General features: G+C 68.0%; 13 protein-coding genes. 3 read left to right on the top strand and 10 right to left on the bottom strand.

The genetic code is table 11. The annotated features are described in order from the left end of the window. The first annotated feature begins 39 nt into the window (after positions 1 to 39). From E5P2_RS22750 to E5P2_RS22760, 3 genes are read left to right on the top strand one after another with little or no spacing between them, the layout of a single operon-like run. Positions 40 to 1,668 carry a class I adenylate-forming enzyme family protein gene (locus E5P2_RS22750; RefSeq protein WP_162569410.1) on the top strand — a complete coding sequence of 543 codons (1,629 nt, stop codon included), beginning with the start codon at positions 40 to 42 and terminating at the stop codon, positions 1,666 to 1,668. 32 nt (positions 1,669 to 1,700) lie between these two features. Beyond that, on the top strand, positions 1,701 to 2,900 hold the full coding sequence (locus tag E5P2_RS22755) for an ABC transporter substrate-binding protein (RefSeq protein ID WP_162569411.1): 1,200 nt from the start codon (positions 1,701 to 1,703) through the stop codon (positions 2,898 to 2,900). Positions 2,901 to 2,905: 5 nt separating this feature from the next. Then, on the top strand, positions 2,906 to 3,826 hold the full coding sequence (locus tag E5P2_RS22760; RefSeq protein WP_162569412.1) for an NAD(P)-dependent oxidoreductase: 921 nt from the start codon (positions 2,906 to 2,908) through the stop codon (positions 3,824 to 3,826). Here E5P2_RS22760 and E5P2_RS22765 read toward each other — a convergent pair. The 10 genes from E5P2_RS22765 to E5P2_RS22810 all read right to left on the bottom strand — a co-directional run bounded on the left by E5P2_RS22765 (position 3,823) and on the right by E5P2_RS22810 (position 13,620). Next, positions 3,823 to 4,605 carry an enoyl-CoA hydratase/isomerase family protein gene (locus tag E5P2_RS22765; protein ID WP_162569413.1) on the bottom strand — a complete coding sequence of 261 codons (783 nt, stop codon included), beginning with the start codon at positions 4,603 to 4,605 and terminating at the stop codon, positions 3,823 to 3,825. The genes E5P2_RS22760 and E5P2_RS22765 overlap by 4 nt on opposite strands. A gap of 31 nt (positions 4,606 to 4,636) precedes the next feature. Beyond that, entirely contained in the window at positions 4,637 to 5,797 is a 1,161-nt protein-coding gene (locus E5P2_RS22770) for an acyl-CoA dehydrogenase family protein (RefSeq protein ID WP_162569414.1), read from the bottom strand. A 63-nt stretch (positions 5,798 to 5,860) separates the two neighbouring features. Beyond that, a complete protein-coding gene (locus E5P2_RS22775) occupies positions 5,861 to 6,820 on the bottom strand; it encodes a Bug family tripartite tricarboxylate transporter substrate binding protein (protein ID WP_162569415.1) in 960 nt (319 codons plus the stop codon). 23 nt (positions 6,821 to 6,843) lie between these two features. Then, entirely contained in the window at positions 6,844 to 8,001 is a 1,158-nt protein-coding gene (locus E5P2_RS22780; RefSeq protein WP_162569416.1) for an acyl-CoA dehydrogenase family protein, read from the bottom strand. Positions 8,002 to 8,037: 36 nt separating this feature from the next. Continuing rightward, positions 8,038 to 8,805 carry an SDR family NAD(P)-dependent oxidoreductase gene (locus E5P2_RS22785; protein ID WP_162569417.1) on the bottom strand — a complete coding sequence of 256 codons (768 nt, stop codon included), beginning with the start codon at positions 8,803 to 8,805 and terminating at the stop codon, positions 8,038 to 8,040. Next, on the bottom strand, positions 8,802 to 9,257 hold the full coding sequence (locus E5P2_RS22790; protein ID WP_162569418.1) for a MaoC family dehydratase: 456 nt from the start codon (positions 9,255 to 9,257) through the stop codon (positions 8,802 to 8,804). Before E5P2_RS22790 ends, E5P2_RS22785 begins: the two co-directional genes overlap by 4 nt. A gap of 22 nt (positions 9,258 to 9,279) precedes the next feature. Further along, positions 9,280 to 10,023 carry an SDR family NAD(P)-dependent oxidoreductase gene (locus E5P2_RS22795; RefSeq protein ID WP_232077234.1) on the bottom strand — a complete coding sequence of 248 codons (744 nt, stop codon included), beginning with the start codon at positions 10,021 to 10,023 and terminating at the stop codon, positions 9,280 to 9,282. Between the two features lie 14 nt (positions 10,024 to 10,037). Beyond that, a complete protein-coding gene (locus tag E5P2_RS22800; RefSeq protein ID WP_162569420.1) occupies positions 10,038 to 10,793 on the bottom strand; it encodes an enoyl-CoA hydratase/isomerase family protein in 756 nt (251 codons plus the stop codon). Between the two features lie 13 nt (positions 10,794 to 10,806). After that, the gene (locus tag E5P2_RS22805) at positions 10,807 to 12,825 is read right to left on the bottom strand and encodes an oxidoreductase (protein WP_162569421.1); all 2,019 of its coding nucleotides are present in this window, start codon (positions 12,823 to 12,825) and stop codon (positions 10,807 to 10,809) included. 3 nt (positions 12,826 to 12,828) lie between these two features. Next, entirely contained in the window at positions 12,829 to 13,620 is a 792-nt protein-coding gene (locus tag E5P2_RS22810) for an enoyl-CoA hydratase-related protein (protein WP_162569422.1), read from the bottom strand. Between the last annotated feature and the right edge of the window lies 1 nt (position 13,621).

The raw sequence follows: 13,621 nt of genomic DNA on the forward strand, positions 1-13,621 counted from the left end.
TTCGCGAACCAATACGTCTCCTCGGCCAGGAGACAAGACGTGAAGGAATGGTTTCGAAGACGCACCATCGGCATGTTGCCGGCGCAGGCCGCGCGCAGGTGGGGTAGGAACGAAGCGCTGGCCTTCAACGGACAGCGCTGGACCTACGCGCAATTCGACGTCGAAGTCGACCGGGTGGCACGCGCGTTGATCGGCGCCGGCGTGGCGCCCGGCGAGCGCGTCGCGGTCTGGATGACCAACCGGCCCGAGTTCCTGTACCTCTTCTACGCCATCTGCAAGGTCGGCGCCGTCTTCGTACCGTTGAACACGCGCTACCGTACCCTCGACCTGAGCCATGGTCTGCGCCAGTGCGGCTGCGCGACCTTCATCACCGTGGAGCGTTCGGGGCCCATCGACTATCTCGACATGGCGCGAGAGGTGCTGGGCGAGGTCGACGTGGGAGCCGATGGGCTCCTGCGATCTTCCACCTGTCCCGATCTGCGCCGGGTCGTCGTCTTCGAGCAGGGCGCCTTGCCGGGCGCGTTGTCATGGACGACCTTCATGCAAGGAGCGACGGATGCCGCGGACGGCGAATTGGAGAGGCGCGCCGCAGCGGTCGACCCGGACGCCGCGGCGCTCATCATCTACACCTCGGGCACCACCGGCAAGCCCAAGGGCGTGATGCTGAGCCACATCGGCATCCGGCTCATGTCGGAGCGGGCGGCGGCGCTCGGGCTCACGAGCTCGGACGTCTGCCTGAACAACCTGCCGCTGTTCCATATCTATTCGCTCGGCAACATTGCCTTGCACAGCATCGTGACCGGTGCCAGGCAGGTGGTGACCGAGACCTTCGATGCAGAGCAGTCATTGCGCCTGATCGAAAGCGAGCGCGTCACCATGCTGTCCGGCTTCGATACGCACTATCGAGACCTGATCCATCAGAAGGCCCGCCTGCCCGCGATCGACACGAGCAGCCTGCGGGTCGGTCACTTCGGGGCTGGCCTGAAAAACGTGGAGGAACTTGCTCACGAGATTCAGCGCAAGCTGTGCCCCACGGTGGGCGCCTACGGCATGACCGAATGCTGGGGCGCGGTCAGCCACTCGTTTCTGGACGCCACGCTCGATCAGCGGACCCAGGCCTCCGGTTACCCGCTGCCCGATGTGGAGCTGCGTGTCGTCGATCCCCAGACCGGGCTGGATCTTCAACCCGGTGAACAGGGCGAGATCCTGATTCGCAGCTACACCAACATGCTCGGCTACTACAGGCAACCCGAGGCAACTGCGCAAACGATAGACGGCGAAGGATGGATCCACTCCGGCGACGCCGGCATTCTTCGCACAGATGGGCACCTGCGCTTCACCGGCCGCTACAAGGACATGCTGAAAGTGGGCGGCGACAACGTTTCACCCGCCGAGGTCGAACACCTGCTCCTGCAGATGCCGGGCATCTCCGAAGCGGCCGTGATCGGCTGCCCCGACCTCCGGCTGCACGAGGTGGTGGCAGCCTTCGTCGTCACGGCAACCGACGCGCAAATCGGCTTGCCGGAGGTCGACGCCTTTTGCCGCGGAAAGATTGCGAGCTTCAAGATTCCGCGCCGGGTCGTCGTCGTCGATGCGCTGCCCCTGACACCGAGCGGCAAGGTCCAGAAGCAATTGCTGCGCGATCGCCTGCGCGAGATCTCAGACTGAAAACACCCTCACTTTCCTTGCGAGCACCTCTCATGAATTCCAAGACAATCCTCGCGGCACTGGCCATTGCGCTGAGCCCCGCCTGTGCCTTCTCCCAAAACGATACCGGTCCCGTCCGGATCGGCTTCATCACCGACAAGTCGAGTCTCTACGCCGACATCGACGGCCCGGCCGGCGCCGAAGTCATCCATTGGGCGGTCCAGGATTTCGGTGGCAAGGTGCTTGGGCGTCCCGTCGAGGTCGTGTCCGCCGATCATCAGAACAAGTCCGACCTGGCGAGCTTGCAGGCCCGCCAATGGATGGACAACGACAACCTGGCGGTGCTCTTCGGTGGCGGCAGTTCCGCCGCGAACCTGGTGATGGCGCAACTGGCGCTTGCGAAGAAGCGACCCTTCATTTCGATCGGGGGAGCCACAGCGCGCCTGACCAACGAGGAATGTTCCCCCTACACGCTCCACTATGCCTACGACACAGTCGCCCTGGCGAAGGTGGCCGGCACCGCGTTGGTCAAGGCCGGCTACAAGAACTGGTACTTCCTGACGGCTGATTACGCGTTCGGTCATTCGCTGCAATCAGACGCCGCCGAGGTGGTGAGGGCCAATGGAGGAACCGTATTGGGCAGCGTTCAACATCCGCTGAACGCCTCCGATTTCTCCTCCTTCCTGCTGCAGGCCCAGGCCTCCAAGGCCCAGATCCTCGGGTTGGCGGATGCCGGCGGCGACTTCACGAACGCCGTCAAGGCTGCCAAGGCATTCGGAATCGACAAGACGATGAAGATCGCGGGCCTGCTGGTGTTCATCAATGACGTGCACAGCCTCGGCCTGTCGAACACGGCCGGACTGCAATTGGCGGACAGCTGGTATTGGGACCAAAGCGATGCTTCCCGAAAATTCGCAAGCCGTTTCTTCGAACGTTTCAAGCGGATGCCCTCGAGCATTCAGGCGGCGGACTACTCCGCCACCATCAACTACCTACAGGCCGTGGCGGCGGCTGGCACGATCAACGGCGACAAGGTGATGGCCGTGTTGAAGTCGAAGAAGTACGACGACTTCTATGGCAAGGGCTTCGTCCGGGCCGACGGCCGCATGATCCACGACATGTACCTGTTCCAGGTCAAGTCGCCCGCCGAGTCGACCCGGCCATGGGACTACTACAAGCTCGTCGCGACGGTTCCCGGCGAGCAGGCATTCACCACCGTCGCCGAGAGCAAATGCCAGCTCCTCAAGAAGTAGCCGCCATGGAAAGCGCACCGGTGCGCCGGGTCGGCTTCGCCGGCCTCGGCGTGATCGGCATCGAGATGGCCCGGCGGATCCTGCAGGCCGGCTTCGAACTCGAGGTCTGGAACCGCAGCGCAGACAAGGCAGCGCCCCTGGTCGCGCTCGGCGCCACGCTCGCGGCCACGCCCGCGGCGCTGGCGCGATCGGTGGACGTGCTGTGCCTTTGCGTCACCGACGCGCATGCCGTGGAGCAGGTCGTTTTCGGCGACGACGGAATCGCCACGGCCGGTCCCGCCAGTCTGCGCGATCTCGTCGTCGCCGATCACTCCACCTTGCACCCCGCGGCCACGCGAAGCATCGCCGCCCGCTTCCACGCGGCGGGCGGCGCCTGGGTGGACGCGCCGGTCACCGGCGGCCCGTCCGGTGCGCAGCAAGGCGCGCTCGCGGTGTTCGCCGGCGGCGAGCCGCGGCATGTGGAGCGCGTGCGGCCGGTGGTGATGAGCTTCGCGCGCCAGATGACGCACCTCGGTCCGGCCGGCAGCGGCCAGGCGGCGAAGGCCTGCAATCAGATGGTCAGCTTCGGCACCGCCGCGGTGCTGGCCGAAGCGCTGAACCTCGCGCTCAAGCTGGGGCTGGATGTCGCGCGCCTGCCGCAGGCCATGGAGGGCGGGCTGGCCGATTCCGCCGTGCTGCGCCGCTATGCGCCGGCCATGGTCAGCGGCGAACTCACGGGCTCGGCACGCACGGCGCTGAAGGATCTCGAGATCATCATCGACCTGGGCCGCGAAACCGGATCGCCGATGCCGCTGACCGGCCTGCTCGCGTCGCTGCACCGCATGCTGGCGAGCCAGGGCCACTTCATGGGCGGCATGGCAGGCGTCATCCGCCTGTATGCCGAGGGCGCGCTCACGGGTGCGGCCGTCGACCCTGGGGATGCCTAGTACGTCGGCGCGCGCTTGGCCTCGATGGCGTCGAGCGCCGAGGCAAAGTCGGGGCCGGACAACAAGCGGCCCTGCTGCAGCAGGTTGAACTCCCACTCGCCGGCCAGCGTGCCCTCCATGGAACGGCGCAGCGCCACCTTGGCGGCGCGCAGGGCGTCGGCCGAGCGGCAGGCCAGGTCCTTCGCGAAGGCCTGGCCCTCGTCGCGAAGCTGGGCATCGTCCTGCGCCAGATGCGTCGCCAGGCCGATCCGCACGGCCTCCTCGCCGTACACGCGCTGCGCCCGCATCACCATGTTGGCGGCGCGCTCCAGGCCGATCAGGCGCGGCAGGAGGTACATCGCGCCCAATGGCGGGATGCAGCCGATCGCCGTCCAGTTCTCGTGAAAGAAGGACTTCTTCGAGACCACGCGGAAGTCGGTCGCGAGCGCCAGATCGCAGCCCGTGCCGACCGCCGCGCCGTTGACCACGGCCACGGTCGGCTTGCTGCACAGCTTGATGAGGCGCACCGCGCCCTGGAAGAAGCTGTAGACGTTCTTTTGCACTTCGTCCGGCGTCATCTTCTGGACCTCGCGCAGGAAGCCCTTGTCGCCGCCCGAGGAAAAATCGGGGCCGTTGCCGGTGAACAGGATGACGCGCACGCCGGGGTCGGCCTCGAAGGCCTTCACGGCCTCCATGACCTCGCCGAGAAACTGCGGCACCAGGCCGTTGCGGGTCTCGGGGCGGTTGAAGATGATCTGGGCCACGCGGTCTTCCACGCGGGTCTGCAATTGGTCGCTCATCGGAATGGTCCTTGATTGGGGAATGCGGGTGTCAGTGCAGCGCCGAAGCGGCGCGCACCAGGTGCTTGGCGATGGTGATCTGCTGGATCTGGGTCGTGCCTTCGTAGATGCGGAAGATGCGCGCGTCCCGGTACAGCCGCTCGACGGCCGAGTCCTGCATGTAGCCCGCCCCGCCGAAGACCTGGATGGCGCGATCGGCCACGCGGCCCACCATTTCGGATGCGTACATCTTGCAGCAGGCCGCATCCATCGAGAAGTCCTCGCCGCGGTCGCAGCGCGCCGCGGTCTGCAGCACGAGCGCACGGGCCGCGAGATGCTCGGCGCGGCTGTCCGCGAGCATGGCCTGCACCAGCTGGAACTGCGCGATGGGCTGGCCGAACTGGCGCCGCTCCAGCGCGTAGCGCAGCATCTCGTCGATCAGGCGGCCTGCGAGACCCACCGACGCCGCGCCGATGTGAAGGCGCCCGCGATCGATGGTGCGCATGGTGAGCTTGAAGCCCTTGCCCTCTTCGCCCAGCAAGGCATCGGGCGGCACCACGCAGTCCTCGAAATGCAGATCGCCGGTGTGCGCGCCCTGCTGGCCCATCTTGCGATCGGGCGGCGCCTGCACCAGGCCCGGCGTGCCGCGCTCGACCAGCAGCACCGACACGCCACTGCCCCCGGTCGAACCCGGCTCGGTGCGCGCGACGACGTTGATCACATCCGCTTCGGAGGCGCCGGTGATGAAGCGCTTGCCGCCGTTGATGACCCAGCAGCCGTCGGCGCGGCGGTGCGCGCGCGTGTTCAATGCCGTGGCGTCGGAACCGCTGCTCGGCTCGGTCAGCGCAAAGGCGGTGAGCAATTCGCCCGACGCGATGCGCGGCAGGTAGTGGTCGCGTTGCCTGTCGGTGCCGCCCCACAGGATGGCGCGGCCGCCGAGGCTGTTGTTGGCGCCGATGTAGCCGCGAAAGGCCGGCGCGGCGTAGCACAGCTCGAACACGACCTGCACTTCCTCGCAGGCATTCAGTTCGAGGCCGCCATACTTCTGCGGCAAGGTCATGCCGAACAGGCCGAGCTTGCGCATGTCGGCGATCACCTCCTCGGGGATGCGGTCCTCGGCCGCCACCCGCGCCTCGGCGGGGATCAATCGGTCGCGCACCAGGCGCGCCACGCTGGCGACGAATTGCTTCAGGTCTTGGGGATCGAGGGCCAAGCTGTTTTCCTTTGTTTGCTCGGTGGTACGGTCTCGCGGTCTCGGATCGTCCTTGACGATCGACTACGTCTTCTTGAGGATCGCGCCCCACTGCGCGTACTCGCGCTTCTGTTGCGCATCCAGGTCGGCGGAAGATCCCGGCATCGGTTCGTAGCCCAGCTTGACCAGGGCCGAGCCGTACTTCGGCGCCACCTGCGCGCGCTGCAATTCGGCGTTGAGTCGAGTCACGATCGCGGGCGGCAGTCCCGCCGGCCCATAGAGGCCGAACCAGCCCACGTGGTGGTAGCCGGGGATGGTCTCGCTGACCGTCGGCACGTCGGGCAGCAAGGGCAGGCGCCTGGCGCCGGTGGTGGCCAGCGGGCGCAGCTTGCCTTCGCGGATCAACGCGTCCACGCCGCCGACGATGTCGACGATCAGGTCGATGTGGCCGCCCAGCAGATCCACCACGGACTGCGACGCGCCCTTGTACGGCACATAGGTGAATTCGGAGCCGGTCTTGCGTGCGAGCAGCACCGTCGCGAGATGGTTGCCGGTGCCGGGCCCGGTGGTGCCGAAGCTCAGCTTGCCCGGCTGCGTCCGGCCGATCGAGATCAGCTCGTCCAGCGTCTTGATCGGCGACGAGGAAGAGACGACGAACACGTACTGGAACTGCGCGAAGCCGCCGATCGGTACGAACGATTTCATCGGGTCGTAGGGCAACGGGATTTCGGTCACGTAGGGCAGCATCGTCTGCAGGCTGTTCGGGATCGTGCCCAGGGTGTAGCCGTCGGGCGCTGCACGGGCCAGGCGCTCCAGGCCGATGGCGCCCGAAGCGCCGGTGATGTTCTCCACCACCAGCGGCTGGCCGAGCGCGTTCGACAGCTGTTCGGCGGCCAGGCGCGAGAAGGCGTCGGTGGAGCCGCCCGCGGCGAAGGGCACGATCCACTTGATCTGGCGCTCGGGCCAGCCCGACGCTGCGCGCACGGCCGGCGCGGCCACGGCGGCCGCGATGCCGGCCATCGCCATCCTGCGATTGATGTTCATGTCTTGTCTCCTGGAGTTTGATTTCAGGCCGTCTCGGCGCGGCGGATCATGTGCTTGGCGATCGTGACCTGCTGGATCTGGGTCGTGCCCTCGTAGATGCGGAACACGCGCACGTCGCGGTAGAGGCGCTCGACCACGCTGTCCTGCATGTAGCCCGCGCCGCCGAAGATCTGCACCGCGCGATCGGCGATGCGGCCCACCATTTCGCTGGCGAACATCTTGCAGCAGGAGGCTTCCATCGAGATGTTCTCGCCGGCATCGCAACGCGCGGCGCTTTCGATCACCAGCGCGCGCGCCGCCGCCATCTCGGCCTGGCTGTCGGCCAGCATCGCCTGCACCAGCTGGAAGTCGGCGATCGGCTTGCCGAACTGGCGCCGCTCCATCGCGTACTTCAGGGCCTCGTCGATCAGGCGGCGGGCGACGCCGACGCAGATCGCGCCCATGTGCAGGCGGCTGCGGTCGATGCCCTGCATCGTCAGCTCGAAGCCGCGCCCCTCCACGCCGAGCAGGGCGTCCGCGGGCAGCCGGCAGTCGTCGAAGGCGAGTTCCGCCACGTGCGTGCCCTGCTGGCCCATCTTCTTCTCGGGCTTGCCGCGCAGGATGCCGGGCGTATCGCCGGGGACCAGGAACACCGACACGCCCTTGCCGCCGGTGGATTGCGGATCGCTGCGCGCCACCACGATGAAGAGGTCGGCGATGTCGGCATGCGTGATGAAGGTCTTGCGTCCGCTCAACACCCAGGCGCCATCGGCCTGCTTCGTCGCCCTGGTCTTCAGTGCCGCGGCATCGGAGCCGGTCTCGGGCTCGGTCAGCGCGAACGCGGTCACGAGTTCGCCGGAAGCGACCCGCGGCAGGTACTTGTCCTTCATCGCCTCGCTGCCGCCGACCAGGATCGCCCGGCCGCCCAGGCCGTTGTTGGCGCCCAGGTAGCCGCGGTAGGCCGGCGCGGCGTAGCACAGCTCGAAGACGACGCGCACCTCTTCCGCGGCATTGAGTTCGAGGCCGCCGAATTTCTCCGGCAATGTCATGCCGAACAGGCCCAGCTCGCCCATGCCGCGAAGCAGCTCGGCCGGGATGTGGTCCTCTTCGGCAACCCGGGCCTCGGCCGGGATCAGCCGCTCGCGCACGAAGCGGGCGACGGTGTCGGTGAACTGGTTCAGGTTGTCAGCATCGAGTGCCAAGGCGCTCTCCTTCGTGGAATGTGATTCGGGTCATCGTCACCAGCCACCGAACGACAGGCCGCCGTTCACGCTCAGCGTCTGGCCCGTGATCTGGCCAGCGCCATCGCCGGCCAGGAAGGCCACGGCTTCGGCCACTTCCTCCGCCTTCGGCGCACGGCCCGAAGGAAAGCGCGCGACGGCCTTGGCGAACAGCCCGTTGCCGAATTGCGGGTTGGCGAACATGCGCTCCCAGCCGACCGTGTCGGAGGTGATGGTGAGCGCCACGGCATTCACGCGGATCTTGTCGCGCGTCAGTTCGCGGGCGAGCGATTTGGTCAACAGAATGATGGCGGCGCCCGAGGCGCCGATCACCGACTCGCCGGGCGTCGGATGCCGCGCCGCATCGGTGGTGAGCAGCACCACGGAGCCGTTGCCGGACCGGCGCAGGAACGGAATGGCCGCATGCACCGGCAGGATCCGCCCCATGACCCGGATGCGAAAGCCCTCTTCGATCTGCGCCGGCGTCATCTGCTCGAAGGGCAGCGGTCCCAGCGGGGTCTGCGCACCGGCGCTGACCAGCACATCCAGGCCGCCCAGCCGGCGCGCCGCCTCGGCCACCGCGGCGGCGCCCTGGGCGGCATCGACGGCATCGCCCTGCACGAAGAAGCTGCCGGGCGAGAGCGCATCCAGCACCTGCCCGGCCGCCGCGCCGGTCTCGGCCGAACGGCCGGTGACGGCCACCCTGTGACCCTGGCTGGCCATCAGCTTGGCCACGGCGAAGCCCGCGCCGGCGCTGCCGCCGGTGACGAGGACGGCCTTGCTCACCGGTACCGCCGCTGCACGAATTCGGCGATGCAGACCGGCTTGGTCTCGCCCTCGCGCTCCACGTTCATGTCCCAGGTGAGCTGCAGGCCGTTGTCCGCCACTTCCTCGCAGGCCAGCAGCTTGATGCGGCAACGCAGCCGGCTGCCCACCGGCACCGGCGCAGGAAATCGAACCCGGTTCATGCCGTAGTTGAGGCCCATGCGCATCTGCTCGACCTTGATCGCCGTCGCGTACATGATCGGCAGCAGCGACAGCGTGAGGAAGCCGTGTGCGATGGTGGTGCCATAAGGGCCGGCCTTCGCACGGACCGGGTCCACGTGCAGCCATTGGTGGTCGCCTGTGGCCTCGGCGAACAGGTCGATCTGTTCCTGCGTGACCGTGATCCAGTCGCTGGTCGCCACGTGCTGGCCGACCAGCGGGACGAGCTCGTCCAGCGTCGCGAATACTCTCATTGCTTGTTCTCCGGGTGCCGGCTCAGCCGGCCATGGTCAGGCCGCCGCTGACGCTCAGGACCTGGCCGGTGACGTAGTTCGAGTGCGGTCCCATGAGATAGCGCACGGCCTCTGCGATGTCCTCGGGCTGGCCGAGACGGCGGAACGGGATGGCGCTGATCAGCGCCTCGCGCAGCCCTTCGGAGGCCTGGGCATTGAACAGCGGCGTGTCGGTCGGACCGGGGCACACCACGTTGACATTGATCTGATGGCGCGCCATCTCGCGCGCCAGCGATTTCGTGAAGGCGATCAGGCCGCCCTTGGTCGCCGCGTAGGCCGTCTCGCCCATGCTGCCGACCCGGCCGGCGTCGCTGGCGATGTTGACGATCTTGCCCGCGTTGGCCGAGATCATCGATGGCAGCACCAATTGCGTCAGCCGCATCGCGCCCAGCAGGTTGACCGCCACCAGCCGTTCCCACAGCGCCGGATCGTTCTTGATGAAAGGGCCGACCTTGTCGAAGCCGGCGGCATTCACCAGCCCGTCCACCCGCCCATGCCGCGCCAGGACTTCCGCGGCGAACGCCTTCACGGAATCCGCCTGTGCCAGATCGAGCGCCGCCGCCGACACCCGGCCGCCCTCGCAGCCCTCGGCCGTGCCCTGCGCGCCCGCGAGGTCGAGGTCGCCGACGTGCACGACGGCGCCATGCGCGGCCAGCACCTGCGTGGTCGCCCGGCCGATGCCCGAGGCGCCGCCGGTGACCACGATGATCTTGTCCTTCAATTCCACGAAGTCTCCTTGAGTCATTGGGTCGATCGGGCGAGGAACTCGCCGACCAGTTGCTGCGTGCGCGGATGCGCGAGGCAGCCCTTCACGCATTCCGTCTCCACCGCGTAGCCGTCGCGCTGGGTGTCGAAGGCCGCGCGGATCGCGGCCTTGGCCGCCTGCGCTGCGTGCGGCGCGACGGCAGCGAACTGCTGGAGCACGGCCTGCGCGCGCGCGTCGAATTCCCCCGCGGGAACGGCCCACTGCACCAACCCCATCGCCAGGGCCTGCGCGCCGGTGACCGGCTCGCCGCTGAGGATCAGCTTCATCGCATTGGCCATGCCGACCGCGCGCGGCAGCCGCTGCGTGCCGCCCGCACCCGGCATCAGGCCGAGCTTCACTTCGACCAGGCCGAGCTTGGCTTCTTCCGATGCCATCCGCAGATCGCAGGCCAGCGCCAGCTCCAGCCCGCCGCCGAGCGCACTGCCCTTGAGCAGCGCGATGGTCGGCTGCCTGAGCGCTTCGATGCGCGCGAACAGTTTCTGATAGCGACTGCCGGCGCTCGCCTGCACCTCGATCCCGCGGCCGAAGTTGGCGCCGATCTGCTTGAGGTCGGCACCGCCGCAGAAAAGCCTGAGTGCACTGCGCACGCAGAAGATCGACCAGTCCTCCCGCGCATCGAGTTGATCGAGCAGCGCGTGGAAGCCCTCGACCCAGGCATCGTTCATCGCATTGACCGGCGGCCGCGCCAGGGTCACGGTGGCGATGGAATCGGCGACTTGAAGTTCGAACATCATCTGCTCCTGCTCACAGCGCCCAGGCCAGCCGGGTGCCTTCGTCGATGGCGCGCACCGCATCGAGCTCGCTCGCGATATGGGCGCCGCCGATGACGTCGACCTGCATGCCGGCCGCCAGCAGTTCGTCGGCCAATGCGCGGTTGACCTCCTGGCCGGCGCAGACCACGACGGTGTCCACCGCCAGCACCTTCGGCTCGCCGTTGACGGTGATGTGGAAGCCGTCGTCATCCACCCGCTCGTACGCGCAGCCGGTCAGCGTCTTCACGCCGCGGCGGCGCAGCTTGCCGCGATGGATCCAGCCGGTGCTGAGGCCGAGGCGCTCGCCCACGCGCGTGTTCGAGCGCTGCAGCAGCGTCACCTGGCGCTCGGCCGGCGGCGTGTGCATCGCCTTCAGGGCGGTCGGCGAGGCCGCCGCGGTATCGACACCCCAGTCCTCGAAGAATTCCTCCGGCGTCTCGCGATGGCCGGCCTCGTGCGGCGAGGTCAGCAGCTCGGCGACGTCGAAGCCGATGCCGCCCATGCCGATGATGGCCACCTGGCTGCCAGCCCGCCTGCGGCCGGTGATGATGTCGACATACGAGGCCACCTTGGCATGGCCGGCCCCCGGGAATTGCAGCTCGCGCGGCAGGATGCCGGTCGCGACGATCACGCGGTCGAACTCGCCCGACGCGAGCTGCGCCGCCGTGGCGCGCGTGTTCAGGCGCAACTGCACGCCGCTGCGCGCGATCTGCTCGCGGAAGTAACGCAGCGTCTCCGCGAACTCGATCTTGCCGGGCACGCGCACGGCCAGGTTGAGCTGGCCGCCGATGACATCGGAGGCTTCGAACAGCGTGACCTGATGGCCGCGCCCGGCCGCCTGGGTGGCAGCGGCAAGCCCTGCCGGGCCGGCGCCCACCACCGCGACGCGCAGCTTGCGCGCCGGCGCGGGCGACTCGAAGTCGATCTCGCGGCCGGCCTGGGGGTTGACCATGCAGCTGGTCGCCTTTTCCGAGAACGCGTTGTCGAGGCAGGCCTGGTTGCAGGCGATGCAGGTGTTGATCGTCTGCGGCAGCCCGGCCGCGGCCTTGGCCGCGAAGAAGGGGTCCGCCAGCAGGGGACGCGCCATCGACACCATGTCGGCATCGCCGCTGGCGATCATCTCTTCCGCCATCTCCGGCATGTTGATCCGGTTGGAGATGACGACCGGCAGGCGCACGGCTTTCTTGAGCCGCGCCACCGCGAAACGGAATGCACCGCGCGGCACGGGGTAGGCGATGGTGGGCACGACCGATTCGTGCCAGCCGATGCCGGTGTTGAGCAGATCGGCGCCGGCGGCTTCCACGCCCTGCGCGAGGGCGGCGATCTCTTCGGCGCTCGCACCGCCCTCGGCCAGGTCCAGCGCGGAAATGCGGTAGACGATGATGAATCCGCTGCCCACCGCGGCGCGGATGCGGCGCACGATCTCGACCGGGAAGCGGCGGCGCTTCTCGGCGCTGCCGCCCCATTTGTCGCTGCGGTTGTTGCAGCGCTCGGTGGCGAACTGGTGCACCAGATAGCCCTCGGAGCCCATGACCTCGACGCCGTCGTAGCCGGCCTGTTCGGCCAGCTTCGCGCAGCGCACGAAGTCCTCGACCGTGCGCTCGACTTCCTCGCTGGCCAGCGCGCGCGGGGTGCGCGGATTGATCGGCGAGCGGATGTCGGAAGCGCCGACAAGGGCGTCGATCTTGCCGTTGCGGCCCGAATGGAGCAATTGCAACAGGATCTTGCCGCCGTGCCTGTGCACCTCGTCGGTCACCGGCCGGTGTTCGTGCAGCTGCGCCTCGTTCGTCAGCATCGGCGCGCCGGGCTCGATCAGCCCCTCCTCGTTCGGCGAGCAGCCGCCGGTCACGATCACCGCGACGCCGCCCCTGGCGCGCTCGCCATAGAACGCGGCCATGCGGCGCACGGGCTGGTCTTGCGTGTCGATGCGTGTGTGCATCGAGCCCATGTAGACGCGGTTGCGCAGCACGGTGCGCCCGAGGTCCAGCGGGGCCATCAGATGCGGGAACATCGCTCAGGCCTTCCGGTCGCGCGCGGCGCGGAAGTCCGGCTTGCGCTTCTCGCGGAACGCGTTGGCGCCTTCCTTCGCCTCGGGCGTCTGGTAGAACAGCGCCAGCGCCTCGAGCCCGGCATTGCCGATGCCGCGGATGTTGTCGCTGTCGGCATTGAACGAGCGCTTGGCAATGGCGATGGCGGTCGGGCTCTTCTCGAGCAGCTCCGCGCACCAGGCATCGACGGTCGCGTCGAGCTGATCATGCGGCACCACCACGTTGACGAGCCCCATCGCCTGCGCTTCGGCGGCGGTGTAGCGGCGGCAGAAATACCAGATCTCGCGCGCCTTCTTCTCGCCCACGATGCGCGACAGGTAGGCCGTGCCCCAGCCCGGGTCCACCGAGCCGACCTTCGGGCCGACCTGGCCGAAGACCGCTTTCTCGGAAGCAATGGTGAGGTCGCACATCGTGGCGAGCACGTTGCCGCCGCCGATCGCATAGCCCTGCACCCGTGCGATGACGGGCACGCGGCAGTCGCGGATCAGGGTCTGCAATTCCTCGATCGGCATGCCGGCCACGCCGCGGCCCGCATATTTGCCGTCGTGCGAAGACTGGTCGCCGCCGGTGCAGAAGGCGCGCTCCCCGGCGCCGGCCAGCACGATGGCGCCGATCGACGGATCGGCATCGGCGTCGCGAAAGGCCAGGATCATCTCCTCGACCGTGTCGGGGCGAAAGGCGTTCATCACCTTCTCGCGGTTGATCGTGATGTGCGCCACGCCGTTCTTCTTGGCGTAGAGGATGTCGTTGAATTCCATG

This window comes from Variovorax sp. SRS16, from assembly GCF_901827165.1.
In the GTDB taxonomy this organism is placed as follows: domain Bacteria; phylum Pseudomonadota; class Gammaproteobacteria; order Burkholderiales; family Burkholderiaceae_C; genus Variovorax.

Bases quoted from the DNA above. Each gene is read 5' to 3' on its own strand.
- E5P2_RS22805 (WP_162569421.1), bottom strand. From the start codon at position 12,825: ATGTTCCCGCATCTGATGGCCCCGCTGGACCTCGGGCGCACCGTGCTG.
- E5P2_RS22800 (WP_162569420.1), bottom strand. From the start codon at position 10,793: ATGTTCGAACTTCAAGTCGCCGATTCCATCGCCACCGTGACCCTGGCG.
- E5P2_RS22775 (WP_162569415.1), bottom strand. From the start codon at position 6,820: ATGAACATCAATCGCAGGATGGCGATGGCCGGCATCGCGGCCGCCGTG.
- E5P2_RS22755 (WP_162569411.1), top strand. From the start codon at position 1,701: ATGAATTCCAAGACAATCCTCGCGGCACTGGCCATTGCGCTGAGCCCC.
- E5P2_RS22790 (WP_162569418.1), bottom strand. From the start codon at position 9,257: ATGAGAGTATTCGCGACGCTGGACGAGCTCGTCCCGCTGGTCGGCCAG.
- E5P2_RS22765 (WP_162569413.1), bottom strand. From the start codon at position 4,605: ATGAGCGACCAATTGCAGACCCGCGTGGAAGACCGCGTGGCCCAGATC.
- E5P2_RS22810 (WP_162569422.1), bottom strand. From the start codon at position 13,620: ATGGAATTCAACGACATCCTCTACGCCAAGAAGAACGGCGTGGCGCAC.
- E5P2_RS22760 (WP_162569412.1), top strand. From the start codon at position 2,906: ATGGAAAGCGCACCGGTGCGCCGGGTCGGCTTCGCCGGCCTCGGCGTG.